At 36.4% G+C, this 18,116-nt stretch carries 14 protein-coding genes; 6 read left to right on the top strand and 8 right to left on the bottom strand.

What is annotated here, in order from left to right; all coding sequences use genetic code 11:
- Positions 1 to 122: 122 nt before the first annotated feature.
- From MHB53_RS11970 to MHB53_RS11940, 7 genes are all read right to left on the bottom strand, one after another.
- A complete protein-coding gene (locus MHB53_RS11970; RefSeq protein WP_340918527.1) occupies positions 123 to 1,058 on the bottom strand; it encodes a glycoside hydrolase family 43 protein in 936 nt (311 codons plus the stop codon).
- 173 nt (positions 1,059 to 1,231) lie between these two features.
- Complete coding sequence (locus MHB53_RS11965) at positions 1,232 to 2,830, bottom strand: extracellular solute-binding protein (protein WP_340918524.1); 1,599 nt, start codon at positions 2,828 to 2,830, stop codon at positions 1,232 to 1,234.
- A gap of 76 nt (positions 2,831 to 2,906) precedes the next feature.
- Complete coding sequence (locus MHB53_RS11960; protein WP_340918520.1) at positions 2,907 to 3,803, bottom strand: carbohydrate ABC transporter permease; 897 nt, start codon at positions 3,801 to 3,803, stop codon at positions 2,907 to 2,909.
- A gap of 27 nt (positions 3,804 to 3,830) precedes the next feature.
- Positions 3,831 to 4,787, bottom strand: coding sequence for an ABC transporter permease (locus tag MHB53_RS11955; RefSeq protein WP_340918518.1), 957 nt, complete (start codon positions 4,785 to 4,787; stop codon positions 3,831 to 3,833).
- A gap of 61 nt (positions 4,788 to 4,848) precedes the next feature.
- Complete coding sequence (locus MHB53_RS11950) at positions 4,849 to 5,973, bottom strand: GntR family transcriptional regulator (RefSeq protein ID WP_340918516.1); 1,125 nt, start codon at positions 5,971 to 5,973, stop codon at positions 4,849 to 4,851.
- 190 nt (positions 5,974 to 6,163) lie between these two features.
- Entirely contained in the window at positions 6,164 to 6,760 is a 597-nt protein-coding gene (locus MHB53_RS11945) for a YesL family protein (protein ID WP_340918513.1), read from the bottom strand.
- Between the two features lie 307 nt (positions 6,761 to 7,067).
- Entirely contained in the window at positions 7,068 to 8,249 is a 1,182-nt protein-coding gene (locus MHB53_RS11940; protein WP_340918511.1) for an ROK family transcriptional regulator, read from the bottom strand.
- 166 nt (positions 8,250 to 8,415) lie between these two features.
- On the opposite strand from MHB53_RS11940, the gene xylA reads away from it, so the two are divergent.
- Entirely contained in the window at positions 8,416 to 9,747 is a 1,332-nt protein-coding gene (gene xylA, locus MHB53_RS11935) for a xylose isomerase (protein WP_340918509.1), read from the top strand.
- 70 nt (positions 9,748 to 9,817) lie between these two features.
- Positions 9,818 to 11,317, top strand: coding sequence for a xylulokinase (gene xylB, locus MHB53_RS11930; RefSeq protein WP_340918507.1), 1,500 nt, complete (start codon positions 9,818 to 9,820; stop codon positions 11,315 to 11,317).
- Positions 11,318 to 11,453: 136 nt separating this feature from the next.
- On the opposite strand, the gene MHB53_RS11925 is transcribed toward xylB, so the two are convergent.
- Positions 11,454 to 12,323, bottom strand: coding sequence for a helix-turn-helix transcriptional regulator (locus MHB53_RS11925; RefSeq protein WP_340918505.1), 870 nt, complete (start codon positions 12,321 to 12,323; stop codon positions 11,454 to 11,456).
- Between the two features lie 131 nt (positions 12,324 to 12,454).
- Between MHB53_RS11925 and MHB53_RS11920 the strand changes: the two genes are divergently transcribed.
- The 4 genes from MHB53_RS11920 to MHB53_RS11905 all read left to right on the top strand — a co-directional run bounded on the left by MHB53_RS11920 (position 12,455) and on the right by MHB53_RS11905 (position 18,034).
- On the top strand, positions 12,455 to 14,332 hold the full coding sequence (locus tag MHB53_RS11920; RefSeq protein WP_340918502.1) for a beta-L-arabinofuranosidase domain-containing protein: 1,878 nt from the start codon (positions 12,455 to 12,457) through the stop codon (positions 14,330 to 14,332).
- Positions 14,333 to 14,560: 228 nt separating this feature from the next.
- Positions 14,561 to 14,692 (top strand): hypothetical protein, encoded by a 132-nt coding sequence (locus MHB53_RS11915; protein ID WP_340918500.1) that lies wholly within the window; start codon positions 14,561 to 14,563, stop codon positions 14,690 to 14,692.
- Positions 14,693 to 14,803: 111 nt separating this feature from the next.
- Positions 14,804 to 16,705: a glycoside hydrolase family 127 protein gene (locus MHB53_RS11910; protein ID WP_340918498.1), complete on the top strand. Its 1,902-nt coding sequence runs from the start codon at positions 14,804 to 14,806 to the stop codon at positions 16,703 to 16,705.
- A 183-nt stretch (positions 16,706 to 16,888) separates the two neighbouring features.
- Positions 16,889 to 18,034: a GntR family transcriptional regulator gene (locus tag MHB53_RS11905; RefSeq protein ID WP_340918496.1), complete on the top strand. Its 1,146-nt coding sequence runs from the start codon at positions 16,889 to 16,891 to the stop codon at positions 18,032 to 18,034.
- Positions 18,035 to 18,116: the final 82 nt, after the last annotated feature.

Genomic DNA, 18,116 nt, shown 5'->3' with positions numbered 1-18,116 from the left:
GTGGAGAGCTGTTTTTTAAAATTCATATAGTACAAGAATGATCTTGCACTATATGATCATCAACCTTTGATAGGATCAAAAAGTCACTACTATCTTTAATGTCTATGTAAATTTTAGCTATTCTATATTTCCTTTAATAATGGTCGATTGGATACACCTTCAAATGTAATATCTACAGGGATAATATATCCATCTTTATCAAAATATAGTCGATCGATACAGACCTCACGATGGTTTGCTTGCGTCTCAGTTAGAGGCCTTCTATGGTATACAATATACCACTCATCTTTGCCAGGTATTTGAATCATTCCGTGATGTCCAGCCCCTGTAGCTACTTCCGGATTTTGTTCTAGAATCTTTCCAACTCTTTCGAATGGTCCAAGCGGGGATGTGGAAATAGCGTATGCAACTGAATAATTTGGACCACCCCAACCGCCTTCTGCCCACATAAAATAGTACTTGTTATTTCTTTTTATCATGCAAGGGCCTTCAACGAATCCACTAGGCGTAATTTCCTTATAAATGGACCCATCCTCGAAAGTGCCAATACTTATCATATCATCGTTTAATTTAACAACATTACAATATCCCCAGCCTCCATAGTATAAATAAGCATTATTATCATCATCTATAAATACATGTGGATCGATTGGTTGAGCACCGTGATGAAATTTGTCTATTAATGGTCGACCTAAAGCGTCTTTAAAAGGTCCTTCAGGTCGATTAGAAACTGCGACTCCTATCCCACCGAGTTCTTCATTGCTCTGAATATCATTGGCAGCAAAGTAATAATAGTATTTTCCATTCCGTTCAATTGGGGATGGTGCCCACAACGCTCGATTAGCCCATGAGATATCCTTAAGTTCCAAAATACGTTCTACCTTTGTCCAATCCACTAGATTCTCTGAGTAAAAGGCATCAAAAAATGTTTGTTCATCATATGAAGCTGAATAAGTTGGATAAATCCAGTATAGATTATCGAAAATCCTTGCCTCTGGATCCGCGTACCATCCTGGGAAAACTGGATTACCTGATGTTATTTTAGTTGTATTTTCCATAATAAATTCTCCTAAATATTATTTTTATCAATATATAAATTTTAATAGTGTATACAACCTATTTAGAGAAAGGAGCCAGAATTCTCAGCGTGCTTCTTTAAAGAGCTCAAAATTCTGGTGATAAATAGACATCAGTGTACCTATTTTACTTCTAAACTGCAAATACATATTACTTAGTTAGAACTTTTATATCTTTCATATTGTTCCCTTTTAATTTCTAGATACCGTTCGGATCCCATTTTCTTTAATGTATTTACATAATTATCCCAATCTTTATCAAGGCTTAATTCACCTGTAATAAATTGAGCGCGCATTTCTTCAATATAGTTGCTGATATCTGTAAAGATGGCACTTAATTCATTGCTTTCCTCTTCTGTCGGTGCAAAAGTCGGCCATAATTCATCAGGTGCATATTTTTCTGTTTCTTCAGCGTTTGCCTGTATATCATCCTCTATAGTCATTCCTCTTATTCCGACGCGAAGTTCTACTGGTGGCTCAACATACGGGTAGCCACCGCCGTAAACATTATCAACATACTGGAAAGCACCAAGCTGCTGCCCTCCTTTGTAATCTTTAATCTCATCAATATAAACAGGCTCTCCATCTACTAGATTGTAAGTCTCTCCTTCCAGACCAATAAATCCAAACATCGAACCTTCTTCACCGTAGAAATAATCGACCCATTTAAGTGTTTCCGCTGGATCTTTATTAACATTTGTTATAATAAATGAAGAAATACCTCTTGTAGGAGGATCTAACCAGTTTAATAGCTGGTCGCCTTCTGGTCCTTTTAATGCGTTTATCCCAACAAAATCTTTTCTAATATTTTCTCCGATATATCCAGGCCCTACCCACGAAAAAGCCCCAACTTTATCTTCGTTAGCATCTGATACCCACTGGGCATAGTCAGCACCAGAAAATGTTTGTGGATGGAGTGCTCCATCCACCCAAAGTTCATTTAAATATTTCCATACTTTTTTATACTTTTCATCATCAAAAATTGTTTGAAGCTCACCGCTTTCATCTTTATAAATAAATTGTTCTGCTGCATTTCCACCACCATTGCCCATCCCAAAGCTACCAAATAACTGTCTTTCTAATGCCCAGTTAAGTGTACCGCTTGACATATACCAACCATGCTCATCATCTGAATCTCCGTTTCCATTTGCATCCTTGTCTACAAACGCTTTTAAGGCATTTGCAAATTCCTCTGTTGTTTCTGGAACTGAAAGTCCTAAATTATCTAGCCATTTCTTATTGATATAATAGCGAATGGAAGCATATTCTTTTGAAAAGTCGACATATGGTAAGGAATAAATATGACCATCGGGCATCGTAAGCGCTTGTTTAATATCAGGATTGTCTTTAAAAAGTTCCCTTATATTAGGGGCGTGTTCTTCAATCAAATCCTCTAATGGTATGAAGAGGCCTTGTTTCCCGTACTTATTTAACTCATCCTGGGAAAATCCTATTTGATAAAATGCATCTGGTAAATCATTGGATGCGAGTATAATATTTTTCCGTTCATCCATACTTGCGTCAGGAATTTCTTCCCATTCGATATGAACACCTGTCATTTCTTCGTATTTTTTCCACATCCATAAATCCTTTGATGCTGGATGGACATCATTAAAACCTTTACGGGCAATTTTAAAACTGTTGTCATCTGATTCTTTGTCTTTTGATGCAGGCTCCTTAGATTGGCAGCCCGTAAGCAGCAAAATAACAGAAACTAGTGTAATAGATAAAAAAGCACTTAAAAATTTCTTCATTTTTCCACCCTCCACGTTTTTAATTTGGATAACATGTATTTCGTTTCTCCCCCCTTTCAAGAGATGTGAGGCGGTCTTAACCTTTAATTGAACCAACTAAAATTCCCTTTTCAAAGAATTTAGATAAAAGAGGGTATAGAATCAGTAATGGTAATGTAGAAACTACGACAACGGCATACTTAATTCCCTCCCTCGACATCATTCGATTTGCATACTCACCATCAGTGGCAACAGATAGCATGTCCTTTAGCTCGTTTTGAATTAATATTTCGCGCAAAATGAGCTGCAAGGGATATTTGCCACGATCGGAAATATATATCATAGCTTCAAAATAGTTATTCCAATGGCCAACACCGTAAAAAAGGACCATAACAGCAATAATCGGTGTTGAAAGGGGAAGTACAATTTTATATAGCAATTTTATGTTATTACAGCCGTCCATAAAAGCACTTTCCTCTAATTCGCGAGGAATTCTCGTTTGAAAGTATGTACGCATAATAATTAAGTTAAATACACTAATAGCTCCAGGAAGAACAAGTACCCACATGGAATTAACAATACCGAGCGATTGATTAACCAAATATAAAGGAATCAATCCACCACTAAAGAACATTGTGAATGTAATGATAAAAGTAATTATCCCACGGCCATAGAAATCTTTTCTTGATAATGGATACGCGCCCAATACTGTCATAAAAATGTTAATTGTGGTACCAACCGTCGTATAAATAACAGAGTTAAAAAAACCTTTCCAAATATCTTGATTGTTGAATACTGTTATATAGCTTTCAAGATGAAACCCTCTTGGCCATAAAAGTATTGGATTTGAAAAAACTAATCTTGGATCGCTCACGGAAGCAAAAACTACAAACATTAAAGGATATAATATAATAAATGTGAAAATTAAAATGAGGAAAACATTTAAGCTATCAAAAACTTTATCTCCTGTTGTTCGATTAATGTTATGTAACATGGCTATTTCTCCTTTCTCAGCGTGATATTACCATAGACTTGTACTACTTATTCTCCTAGCAATTGCATTTACGATAATCAATATAATAAAGTTTATTACGTTATTAAATACTCCAACAGCTGCAGAGAAACTGTATTGTGCATTCAAAATCCCACTCTTATACATATATGTGGAAATAACTTCTGAAGCATTCAAGTTTTGCCCATTTTGCATTAATAAGATCTTTTCGAATCCAACTGCCATAATTCCCCCTGCACTTAAAATAGCAAGAATGATAATTGTTGGTGCAATTCCTGGAACAGTGACATGCCACATTCGTTGGATTTTACTTGCACCATCAATATAGGCTGCTTCATATTGCTCGGGAGGAATACCTGACATAGCAGCTGTATAGATCAGTGATGCCCAGCCTATAGACTGCCATGTTCCAGACCATACAAACAAATGCCAAAAAGATTTTGGATCAGCTAAAAAATCTTTGCTTTCCCCGCCAAAAAATTCAATTACCGCGTTGATCACACCCGAAGAAGGGGATATAAAGAACATCAACATACCAACTACAACAACTACAGATATAAAATGCGGTGCGTAAGATATAGTTTGTACTATTGTCTTAAAACGTTTATTTCTAAGTTCATTGAACATTAAGGCTAAAATAATAGGGAGGGGGATGCTAACAATTAACCCATACAAACTAATCCCAAGCGTATTTTTTATTAAACGCCAAAAGTAGTAAGAATTAAAGAAACGTTCAAAATGTGCAAATCCAACCCAGGGACTTTGTGAAATCCCGACTCCAGGCAAAAAATCTTTAAAAGCAATTATCACTCCATACATTGGCCAATAATGCCAAATTGCAAAATAAAGTATTACAGGCGCAATAATAAGATACAAACCAAGGTTTTTCTTTAATTGTTTCTTCATAATAGTAAAACGACTTTGTTTAGTTACAACCATTGATTCAGTTTTACGAACAATGTTCATCGGCTAAATCATCCCCTTTGTATAGAATTAAGGACCGTGTAGTCGAGTCCGGTGAATATTTTTAGTTTTCTAGAACATTTCTAGTGGATGTAGAATCCCGACTAATTAATTTTACGGGAAGTATAATATTTTTAGTCTCACTTGTTCTTCTTTCAATCTGTTTTACTATTAACTTAGCTGCACACTTTCCAATCTGTTCAAAATTTTGTGCAATCGTTGTCAATGGCGGTTCTAAGTTTTCTGATATGGGCAGATTGTCAAAGCCTATTATGGACAAATCTCTGGGTATGTTTAACCCCATTTCTCCTGCCGTATTAATTAAACCAATAGCGATAATATCATTTTCTGACTGTATTGCAGTCACCCCATTCTTTAAAAAGTTTCTTATTAGATCTGTATAAAATGTTTTTAAATCCTTTTGACTAATTTCAACACTGAAATTAATTTTTACAATAGTAGGATTAACCTCTATGCTATGATCTAATAAGGCTTGACAATATCCGAAATAACGATCTCTTACTGTTGGGAGTGTTTCAATACTACGGTAGGACACGAAAGCAATTCTTCGATGTTTTAGTTTAATTAAGTGGGAAGCACATTCATACCCTCCTTGGAAATTGTCTGATATAACACTAATCAATGAAGCGCTTTCAAAATGTTTATCTATCGTTACAACCGGATACTTATTCATAGCTAGAGTATTTAATATTTCCAAATGGCGGTTAGTTGTTTGTGGGTAAAAGATAATACCTTCGATTCCTTTTAATGGTAGTTCCTCAAGGAATTTCTTTTCTTTTTGCCAATCTTGATCCGTTGTTTGGATGGTGAGGTAGTAGCCTTTCGATTCAAGAAAGCTAGAGGCTCCTTTAATATAATCAAGGGATCCATTTTCATCTTTAAATGGTAGAATCATAGAAATCATCTTTGATTTGTTCTTGACATCCTTTGATTGGATATTCAATCTATTATCACCTTTAACGAAACTACCTTTTCCTCTAGCACGATAAATAATCCCTTCTAGTTCTAACTCTACAAGTGCTCTTTTCGAAGTTATTCTACTTACGTCAAATTGTTCTGCTAATTCAATCTCTGATGGAATACGCTCTCCAGGAAGATACTCTTCATTTGCTATTTTTTCTTTTAGATAATCAATAATTTTTCTGTATAACGGTTTGTTGTTTTTCAATATGTATGCACTACCTTTTTTTTAAAAAATAAGATATACCATTGTAAGAAATATTGCTTACTTTGGTATACCCTAGTTTAAAATATCTAATCTGAATAGTCAATATAAAATATATATTTTTAATATTCGCCTTCCTTAAACGCTTTTGCTTTGTTAAGTTCGATTGGTATATCAATTATAGGATTCTATATTACTTTTCTAGTTTTCGATGATAGGTAATCCACATTATTAAATATGCTGATGTCGCGCCGCTAACCAGTAGTATTAAACTAGGAACGAAAGTGATAGTAAACCAAACAATAATAAGCCCACCGACTATCATCAATGATTCTATCGGACTTGAAAGCGCCATTAATAATGACTGTTTAATATATTGTTTCCATGAGAATTCATATTGGACATATATCGGAAAGAAAAATAATAATGATAGAATAAAAAGAAGAAACAATAGAAGAACAAAGTAATAAAGAAAAATGAACAAAGTCCCTTCTTGAAATTTAATTAAACTTAAATCGTATATAAAGAATAATCCAATAATACTAAAAAAGAACCCAAACGCATTCATCTTCATAAAGTCCGACTTATAATGCTTCCAAAAAGTCTGGAAAATAGCAATCTCTGTCTCTTTCATGATCCATTTTCTAATCACGGCGAACATAGCGGCTGTCGCGGGAAAGAAGCCGAAAAGGCCAAGTCCTAGTAAAGTAAAAGCAATCCATAGCAAGTTCACATAAACTAACCGCAAAACATTCATACATACTTCATAAAATAGGTCACCATAATTCATCCTGCATATCCTCCTATAGGTTAAATAGAATTGTTCGAATCATAGGGTACAATGATTTTCTTGTACCGATTGTATTGATACCTTCTACAAATGGAATAGAAAATGTACATTAAAGTTTTGCGCGTGTTTTATCTGAATTACTCTACCTTACCAAAATAACATAATTATTCTCGAAGGAAGGATGATTTCTTACTAACAAAAATTGAGTATAATACCGTTTCAGCATCAAGATGATCCGTACTGACATGAAAATAACTAGATTTCATTAAACATAATTTCTGGTTTATCTTTCTATCTCCAAAGATAATTATTCACTATCCCCCAACGTACTATTAAGAAAGTGTTCTACAGAAAAGGCAGATACACCTAAGGCAGTTGATGGTTTAGAGGGGGTAGAAAATTGGATACTTACCTCCGCTTGAAGAGAAATCATTGCATGTTTTTTAACATAATTTTGTACAGATTCTTCAATCCACTTTTTTGCTCCAGATAATATATTGCCAACGATAATTTTTTTCGGATTAAGGGCATGGACAATATTAACGATTCCCATACCAAGATGTGTGGCAATTTCATTGAGAAGTGCGATAGCCTTTTCGTTATTATTCTCGGCCAATTCGATGATTTGATCGACGTATCTCTCCTCCCGCGTAATTAGGTTTAGTTTGGTGGCTTTATTGATTAAATATTGTTCAGATGCGTATAATTCCCAACATCCAATGTTTCCACAACGACATTTTTCTCCATTTATATTCATCGTCATATGGCCAAATTCTCCGGAAAACCCGCCAGAACCTTTGTACAATTGACCATTGAAAAGAATGCCAGTTCCTATCCCCATTCCAGCACTAATATAGACGAGATCATTTACATCTTTGCCTAATCCAAACATTTTCTCTCCATAAGCGCCTGCATTTGCTTCGTTTTCTATAATAACGGGAATATTAAATTCGGCTTCGATTTCTTTTTTTATCGAGGAGTTTTTCCAGCCAAGATTTGGTGCAAGTAACAAATCATTGTTATTATCAACAATTCCTGGGACGCCAATGCCGACACCTACGATTCCATATGGTGTAGAAGGGGCTTGTGATAGTAATTGAGTGATATTAGCTTTTACATATTTCAATGTTTGAGTGATGGATGATGATATATAGGAATGTTGCTCCTGTAGTAAAATATTGCCTTGAAGATCTGTTAGGATGCCACGAATATAGTTAACCCCAAGGTCAATGCCGATTGCGCAGCCTGCCTTTTGATTGAAAATTAGCATGACTGGGCGTCTTCCACCGCTGGATACACCAGGTCCTGTCTCTAAAATAAGTTGCTCTTTAAGCAATTCAGCAACTAAAGTTGAAACTGTTCCTTTATTTAAACCAGACAATTGGGCAATGTCTGCACGAGAAAGGGGAGCTTTATTTCTAACCAGTTGAAGCACAATTGTTTTATTTTCTATTTTTATTAACTGCTGATTCCATGTTGAAATTTTCATTGATTTCTCCTTTTAGCCGCAAAAATTAATCTAGACTTATCATACACGGAACAAAGCACTTAATAAACTTTGTTTAATCAATAGACAAAGTTTATTTTTATATGGTATACTTTGTTCAGAGATAAAGTGTAACCGTATTCAACTAATTATATTTGGAGGTATTAAAATGGCTTATTTCGAAAAAGTAAACAATATTCAGTATGAAGGTTCTGGTTCAAAAAATCCGCTTGCTTTTAAATATTACAATCCTAAGGAAATAGTAAATGGCCAAACAATGGAGGAGCTACTACGTTTCTCAGTAGCATATTGGCATACATTCACAGCAGATGGAACAGATCCATTTGGTGTAGGTACGGCGGTTCGCCCCTGGAATAATCTCCAAGGAATGGACCTTGCGAAAGCACGTGTTGAAGCAGCGTTCGAACTGTTTGAAAAAATAGATGTTCCATTTTTCTGCTTCCATGATGCCGATATTGCTCCCGAGGCTGATACGTTAAAAGGAACGTATGAAAATCTTGATGTTATTACAGCAATGATTAAAGATTATATGAAAGACAGCAAAGTAAAATTGCTTTGGAATACAGCAAATATGTTTACACATCCGCGTTATGTACATGGTGCTGCTACTTCCAGTAACGCAGATGTTTATGCATTTTCTGCTGCTAAAGTGAAAAAAGGATTAGAGACGGCAAAAGAACTTGGAGCGGAAAACTATGTGTTCTGGGGTGGCCGCGAAGGTTATGACACACTTTTAAATACAGACATGAAGCTTGAGCAAGATAATCTAGCGCGTTTCTTCCATATGGCAGTTGATTATGCCAAGGAAATTGGTTTTGATGGCCCATTCCTTATTGAGCCAAAACCTAAAGAGCCTACGAAACACCAATACGACTTTGATGTTGCAACTGGACTTGCTTTCCTGAAAAATTATGGTCTTGACGAGCACTTTAAATTTAACATCGAAGCGAATCATGCGACATTAGCTGGCCATACATTTGAACATGAACTAAGAGTTGCTCGTATCAATGGCATGCTTGGATCAGTCGACGCTAACCAAGGTGATACATTACTAGGTTGGGATACAGATGAATTTCCGACAGATTTGTATTCTACTACACTAGCGATGTATGAAATCTTACAAAATGGTGGACTAGGTAAAGGTGGATTGAACTTTGATGCAAAAGTGCGCAGAGGTTCATTTGAACCGGAAGACTTGTTCTATGCTCATATTGCAGGAATGGATAGCTTTGCGGTTGGTTTAAAAGTAGCTAACAAACTTTTAGAAGATCGTGCATTGGAAGAATTCATTGATAAACGCTACCAAAGTTATACAGAAGGAATCGGACTTGATATCGTTGAAGGTCGCGCTGACTTCCATAAACTTGAAAAGTATGCATTGGAATTAGGCGAAATTAAAAATATTTCTGGTAGACAAGAACGCCTACAAGGTATCGTCAACCAATATTTACTTGAAACACTTGCTAATCAAGGAAAATAAGTTGAAAAAATGTGCTGGAATCTAATTCCCGCACATTTTCTTCATTACAATTAAAAAAAGGGTGAGAATGATGAAATATGTAATCGGTGTCGATCTTGGAACGAGTGCAGTGAAAATTTTACTCATGAATCAAAATGGTGAGGTGTGTCAAGAGGTCTCAAAATCTTATCCTCTCATTCAAGAAAAATCTGGCTATAGTGAACAAAATCCTGAAGAGTGGGTAGAAAAGACGATAGAAGGACTTGCTGAACTTGTAAAAAATTTCGCTGGAAATGTAGAAGATATTGAAGGAATGAGCTTTTCTGGGCAAATGCACGGTCTCGTTTTACTTGATGATGAACATCAAGTATTAAGAAATGCTATCCTTTGGAATGATACGAGAACAACAAAACAGTGTAGGGATATTGAGGAACAAGTAGGAATTGATACACTTTTGAAAATTACTAAAAATCCTGCGTTAGAAGGATTTACATTACCAAAGCTTTTATGGGTAAAGGAAAATGAACCTACTATATATGAAAAAGCAACAGTCTTTCTCCTCCCAAAGGATTATTTGCGATACAGGCTGACTGGACTTATACATAGTGAATATTCCGATGCGGCAGGGACATTACTACTTGATGTCGGGGAGAAAAAATGGAGTAAGGAAATATGCGAGCTTTTGAACATTGATTTGGATCTTTGTCCACCGCTTATTGCCTCACATGAGCAAACAGGAGCGATTACAAATGAAGTTGCAATGAATACTGGTTTAAATGAATCGGTAAAAGTTTTTGCAGGTGGAGCAGATAATGCTTGCGGTGCAATCGGTTCGGGAATTTTGTTTGAAGGGAAAACGTTGTGCAGCATTGGTACATCCGGGGTTGTCCTTTCATATGAGGAAAGAAGCGATCAAGATTTCAAAGGGAAAGTTCATTATTTTAACCATGGAGAAGAGGCAGGGTTCTACACAATGGGTGTCACTTTGTCCGCTGGTTATAGCTTAAGCTGGTTTAAAGAAACCTTTGCAGCAGATGTAGATTTCGACAGTTTACTTAAAGATTTGAACGAAGTTCCAATTGGCGCAAACGGTTTATTATTCACGCCTTATTTGGCAGGAGAAAGAAGTCCGCATGCTGATTCAACCATTCGAGCAAGTTTTATTGGAATGGATGCAGCTCATGAAAGAAAGGACTTTGTCCGTGCAGTTCTTGAAGGAATTACTTTTTCTTTGCATGAGTCGATTGAAATATTTAGAGACAATGGCAAAAAGATCGAAACAGTTGTCTCGATCGGCGGCGGTGCCAAAAATAAACATTGGCTGCAAATGCAGGCAGATATTTTTAATGTGGAAATCGTAAGACTTGCCAGCGAACAAGGGCCAGGAATGGGAGCTGCAATGCTCGCAGCGTATGGAAGCGGCTGGTTTACATCACTTCAAGCATGTGCTGATACATTTGTACAAGTCGTGGAAACCTATCATCCAAATCCAGATAATGTTGCTACATACGAAAAGCTTTTCCCTATTTATCAAGATGTGTATAGCAAAACAAAGGATTTAAATGAGCAATTGAGTGAGTTTAGGAGATAAGACTATTGCAACGAGTAATGCTTAGGTGGGACGATTAAAAAGGTACGACTTTTATATTAAATCAATTAACTGGCTGTCCATTTGGAAGTCAGTTTTTTGACTTTTACCACCTACAGAACAAAATAGTTTTTTCCTGTCAACATCTTACATACTGTTGTTTAAACTCTTTTGGAGACATGCCTTCTTCCTTTTTGAAAAATCGGCTGAAATAAGCTGTTTGTGAAAAGCCACAGTTTTCAGCAATCTTTTCAATGCTCCAATTCGTTGAAACCAATAAAACCTTTGCTTGTTCCAAACGAACCCTATTGACATATTCAATTGGGGTACAACCTAACGTATTGATCATGCATCTGGCAATATGATTAGGGTGATAACAAAGTGATTCGCCAAGCTCCTTATAGCTAACTTTTCGCGAAAAATTCCTTCGTAAATAATCCGCAGCCTGTTCTGCCACCGCTAATGTAGGTAAGGACTTTTCCAAGTGAGTAGTGCTTGCCAGTTCCTGCAATAATTGTTGAAACAGCATTTGCCTTTGCCATTCCGAAGAATAAGTAGATTCGACTTCAGAAGATAGTATTTGTTTACATAAAAGATCAACAACATTCCAATTATGTATTTTGCAATGTTTAGGAAGCCTTATCCAGAATGGAAGTTCCGAAAAGGGATTTCTATTGCTGTTTATCATGTATTCCATCCCTTGTTTAGGAGAAACTTCACTTAATTCTGACCATTCCTTTGATGTTGTAAAATGAAACCAATAAAAATGAGTCGTTGATTCACATGGTATTACCGAAAAATGGTGTCGATCTGGATAAAGTATAAGAGCTTGCATCGCCTCTATGTGAAACTGCTTTTGGTCTTCTCCCATCACTAAACATCCCTGTGTGACGATAAGTAAATCAAATACTCCAATCTGACTACGATTTGGGTGTGATTGACCAGATGAATATGTATCCTCCCCAGTTTCTAAAAGGGTTGGTAAAGGCGGAGCGATTAATTGTAGCATGATGTCCTCCTTTGAATTGTTATGATTGTACAATTTATTGTTATGATTCTGCATTACTGTCCCTTAAATATATCACTATAATTAATTTAAGATTATTGCAATTTTACTGATTAATCAAGTAGGAGGACTGTATGACTAAAACTGTGAATCGAATATTAAAAGAAAGTGCATTTCACTCATTACCCCTTGGAAGTATTAAACCAGAGGGGTGGCTGCGGGATCAATTGGAAATCCAGGCAAGGGGGTTCAGTGGGCATTTAGATGAACAATGGCAAGACGTTGGTACAAACAATGGATGGCTAGGGGGAGATGGAGAAAGTTGGGAACGCGGTCCATATTATTTAGATGGACTTCTTCCGTTAGCATATCTATTAGAGGATAAAAACCTAATTGAAAAAGTACAGCCTTGGATTGAATGGACGCTAACCAGTCAACGTGAGGATGGATCATTTGGTCCAAGTAATTTGAAGCAGCTGAATGAAGTTGTGCATGATAATCAGGACTGGTGGCAAGAAATGATCATGCTTAAAGTGTTGACCCAATACGAAGAAGTTACAAAAGACGAGCGTGTGATTCCCTTTATGACAAAGTATTTTGATTATCTCACAAATGCTTTAACTCACTATCCTTTAAAAGAATGGGCCGAAGCACGAGGAGCGGATTTGCTATTGTCCATTCATTGGCTATACGAACGGACAAAAGAGTCGAAATTCCTTGAGTTGGCCGAAATTGTTCGAGAACAAACAATTGATTGGAGTACTATTTTTACAAGATTTCCATATTGGCGTAAACAAACACAATGGGATCATCGTATTCATGTTGTAAACGTGGCGATGGGAATGAAGACACCGGCTGTTTTTTATCGGCAGACTGGTCAGGAATGGGAGAAAGAAGCGGTCTATAAAGGGATTGAAAGTTTGATGACATATCATGGTCAAGCACACGGAATGTTTTCTGGTGATGAATGGTTGTCTGGGACACATCCTAGTCAAGGTGTTGAATTATGTGCCGTTGTAGAATACATGTTTAGTATGGAAAACTTGGTCAGGATTCTAGGCGATGGAAAGTTTGGAGATATCCTTGAAAAAGTTGCATTTAATGCACTCCCTGCAACGATATCTCCTGAATGGGATTCCCATCAGTATGACCAACAGGTGAACCAAATCATCTGTAATGCGGCGAAACGCCCATGGTCAAACGCCCCTGATTCCAACATGTTTGGATTAGAACCAAATTTCGGATGCTGTACGGCCAATATGCACCAAGGATGGCCGAAGTTTGCAGCAAGTCTATGGATGGCGACCCATGACGGGGGGCTAGCTGCTATTTCGTATGCACCATGCCACATTCAAACAACGATTGCGAACAACATCCAAGTTGATGTTTTGGTAACTAGTAACTATCCATTTCGTGAGCAAGTATCTATTCATATAAATGTATCCGAAAAAGCAATATTCCCAATTTTATTACGAGTGCCAAATTGGTGTGACAATATCGAAGTGAGTGTAAATGGAGAAATCCAACATATTCAAGCAGTAAATGGATTTGCACGTCTTGAACGTGAATGGCATCCTAATGATCAAATAGAAATAGTCCTGCCTATGGAAATTAAAATGGAAGAACGTAATAACTTCGCAATGAGTGTAAATCGTGGACCACTTGTATATGTAATGCCAATAGGAGAACAATGGGTGCGCGTTCAAGAACGTGAACGTTTCCACGACTGGGAAATATATCCTACAACAGCATGGCGCTATGCTTTGGTTAACGATACTGGATTTAAAGTAGAGACCCACGAAATGACAAAGCAGCCCTATAAGACTGAAGATGCTCCAATTAAATTGATAACAAAGGGAAAACTATTATCGAATTGGATTATGGAGAAAAACTCTGCCTCAGAACCTCCGTTGAATCCACAACCATATCCCGATGCATTATTAGAAACAATCGAACTCGTGCCTTATGGCTGCGCACGGCTGCGGATTGGCGAGTTTCCAGTTTTGAGATAGTGCATTCGTTTGTTCGTTCTTCTCAGGTCAAGGTAATTATTCCGTTCTCGAAGCCGAAGTTAATTGTAGTTGGGCTCTTTACGTTTACAGGCATATGGAAAGATTTTCTTGGAGGAGATACTTAATGGCGGCTTCTGCTACAGTAGTAACACCTATTATTCTTTTATTTTTCTTTTTAGCAGATTAACGAGCAGTAAAACCCCCACTTCAAGGATTCAAGTTTAAGCAATGAAAAGTAAGTGGGGGATAACTGCCCGTAAAGGCCCGATTGGTTCCGGCCAACAGGATGTTGGTCACTCAGGCGTTGCAGCAGGACGCGGCGACCTTAGCCTGAGTTCCTTAACAATCAGTGGGGGATGATAGAAAACCCCCACTGATTGTTAGTTGAACTTTATGCAGCGCTACTTTATAAAGGGTATTGCGTTAACAGGAACAAAAGGTTAAAAAAGAGAATTGAAGGAGACGAATAAAATGGAAACAAAATCTAGTACTTTACTAAAACCAATCTCATTTACGGATGTATTAATAAAAGATGAATTTTGGGCACCGAAACTAAAAGTTAATCGCGAACAAACAATACCATATCAATACGATCAATGTAAAAATACCGGTCGCATTGATGCATTTGGGCTTAAATGGAAGCCAGGAATGGACCCAAAACCTCATATATTTTGGGACTCCGATGTAGCAAAATGGATTGAAGCTGCGAGTTATAGTCTTGCAACCAATCCAGATCAAAAGCTCGATTCTTTATTAGACGAAGTGATTGAAACGATAGTATCTGCACAGCAATCTGATGGATATTTAAATATTTATTTTACTGTTGTGGAGCCAGAAAAAAGATGGAAGGATTTACGAGATGCGCACGAATTATACTGTGCTGGACATCTTATCGAGGCAGGAGTAGCTCACTTTAAAGCAACGAAAAAGCGAACTTTATTTGATGTAGTTTGTCGCTACGCCGATTATATAGATACAGTTTTTGGCCCCGAGGAAAATAAGTTAAAAGGTTATCCAGGACATCAGGAAATTGAACTGGCTTTAGTAAAACTATACAAAGTAACGAATGAAGAGAAATATTTACGTCTAAGTATATATTTCATAGACGAAAGAGGAAGGCAACCTCATTACTTTGAACTTGAAAAAAAGGAAGTGCCGGGTTATTTTGATCCATTTATGAATTCTCTCCATGATATGAACGCATATAATCAATCCCATCTACCAGTTAGGGAGCAAAGTGAAGTAGTAGGTCATGCTGTACGAGCACTGTATATGTATGCTGCAATGACAGATTTAGCAGGAGAGTATAATGATGTATCTTTAATCGCAGCATGTGAACGTTTATGGGATAATCTTCACAATAAGAATATGTATATTACAGGTGGAATTGGGTCTACAAGGAATAATGAAGGATTTACATTTGATTATGACTTGCCGAATGAAACGGCATATGCAGAAACATGTGCATCTGTAGCAGTAGTTTTTTGGAACCATCGCCTTTTACAGCTGGAGTGTGATGGGAAATATGCAGACGCATTAGAACGAGCACTTTATAATGGGGTTATAAGTGGTATATCACTAGATGGTAAAAAATTTTTCTATGAAAATCCGCTAAGCAGTCTCGGAAATGTTCATCGTAAAGATTGGTTTGGCTGTTCTTGTTGCCCTCCTAACATTGCTAGGTTATTTGCCTCTTTGGGGGAATATATATATTCGCAAAATGATAATGAGATAGTAACACATTTATATATTCAGGGAAGTGGAAAATTCAAAGTAAATAATCAAGAAATTACTTTACACCAAAAGACAAACTATCCATGGAATGGTGAAATCACATTTACAATAGATACATATAAAACGCAGAAATTTGGCTTAAAACTTAGAATTCCGGAATGGTGTCATGGAGCTCAGTTAGAAGTTAATGAGGAAAAGGTCGATATTGAAGATAGGATCGTTAAAGGATATATAACAATCGATAGGGAATGGTCTAACACTGACACCATTAAGCTCACACTGCCAATGCCTGTAGAACGTTATTATTCAAATCCAAAAGTACGACAAAATATAAATCATGTTGCTATTCAAAGAGGACCAATATTATATTGTCTGGAGTCTATTGATAATATTAATTTACTTCATACAATTGGGCTTCGAAAAGGTGGAGAATTGAACTGTTCTTTCGATCAAGCGTTACTGGGGGGAGTAATAAAGATTGAAGGAAATGCATCTATTATTGAAGATAATGGCTGGGAAGGAAGTCTTTATAGATCCAAAAATGCGGAAGTCGCGCGATATAATTTAACTGCAATCCCATATTATTCATGGGACAATCGTGATCCAGGGCAAATGCGTGTGTGGATTCCAGAAATTTAACAGCATACTATATCGAGTTCTATCTATTTTTATTGTAACAAAACTAATAATCTGATTGAAAGATTAGAGAGATGAACAATAGATTTTATATAGTAAAAAGTGCCCTATGGAAAGGGAATAAAACTTTTCATTAAACGAATTAGTTGTTATAGTGAACATAACAACTAATAAGGTGATGTTATGATGAATGTGCCATTGTATAAACAAATTTATAAGAATGTATTAAATCAAATCATTCGAGGAGAGCTAAAAAAAGGTCAAAAGATTCCCTCGGAAAAAGATTTAGCTAAACAATTTGATGTAAGTAGAATTACTTCTAAAAAAGCATTAGATCTTTTAGCGCAAAATAAAATTATCGAAAGGGTCCAAGGGAAAGGGTCATTTGTTATATATTCTAATGAAACGACTATAACTACCTCTAATTCCGATCTTGGGAATGCAGAAATAAAAATACTGAAAATTGGATTGGTTATTACAGACATATCTGATAGTTATGGCACGGAATTAATCAAGGTAGTTGAAAGTAATGTCGGTATTTATGGTGCGCAATTGCTCATTAAGTTTACACATGAGATGATTGAAAATGAGGAAAAAGCCATTACAGAACTTTTGCAAGTAGGAGTGGATGGAATGATTGTTCTTCCGATTCATGGAGAACTTTATAATCCGAAAATACTTGAACTTGTGCTACAAAAGTTTCCAATTGTTCTAGTTGATCGCTATTTACGTGGAATTCCTGCAAGTTCAGTCTCAACAAATAATATGCAAGCAGCCAGAGAAGCAACGGATTATTTAATTTCGCTTGGACACCAACATATTGCCTACATTACGCTTCCTTACGACGGCACAACTGTATTAGAAGATAGAATGAAAGGTTATCAACTTGCACATACAAAACGGAAACTACCGCTTAATCCCGATTACCTTTTTACGAATAATGCCAGCGAAGTCGCATATAAACCAACAAAAAGCGAGGAACTTAATAAGGAGCTTGCAAAAATAAAAAAATTTATCATGGACAATCCTGATATAACGGCCTTTTTTGTATGTAGATATTCTTTTGGAGAAATTCTAGCTCATGTAATTCATTCTATGAACAAAAGAGTGCCAGAAGATTACTCTATTATTTGTTTTGATTCTCCACCTTCGGTTTTTGCGAAGCCTCGATTCACCCATGTTCATCAAAAAGAAGATAAATTAGGTGAAAAGGCTGTACAGATTCTAATGGCACAAATATTGGGTGAGAGGGACATTCTAACAGAATTTATGGATTTTGATTTAGTTGAAGGATTGTCTACCGCATCTATTAAATTAGAAATGAAGAATTAATTATATTCTTCATTTTTTTTAATTATAGTTGACATGTTGATATATGATAATATATTATGTTGTGTATACTGAATATACCAAC

Source organism: Bacillus sp. FSL K6-3431, from assembly GCF_038002605.1.
Taxonomy (GTDB): Bacteria; Bacillota; Bacilli; order Bacillales; family Bacillaceae_C; genus Lederbergia.
This window is presented reverse-complemented; position numbering and strand designations above follow the sequence as displayed.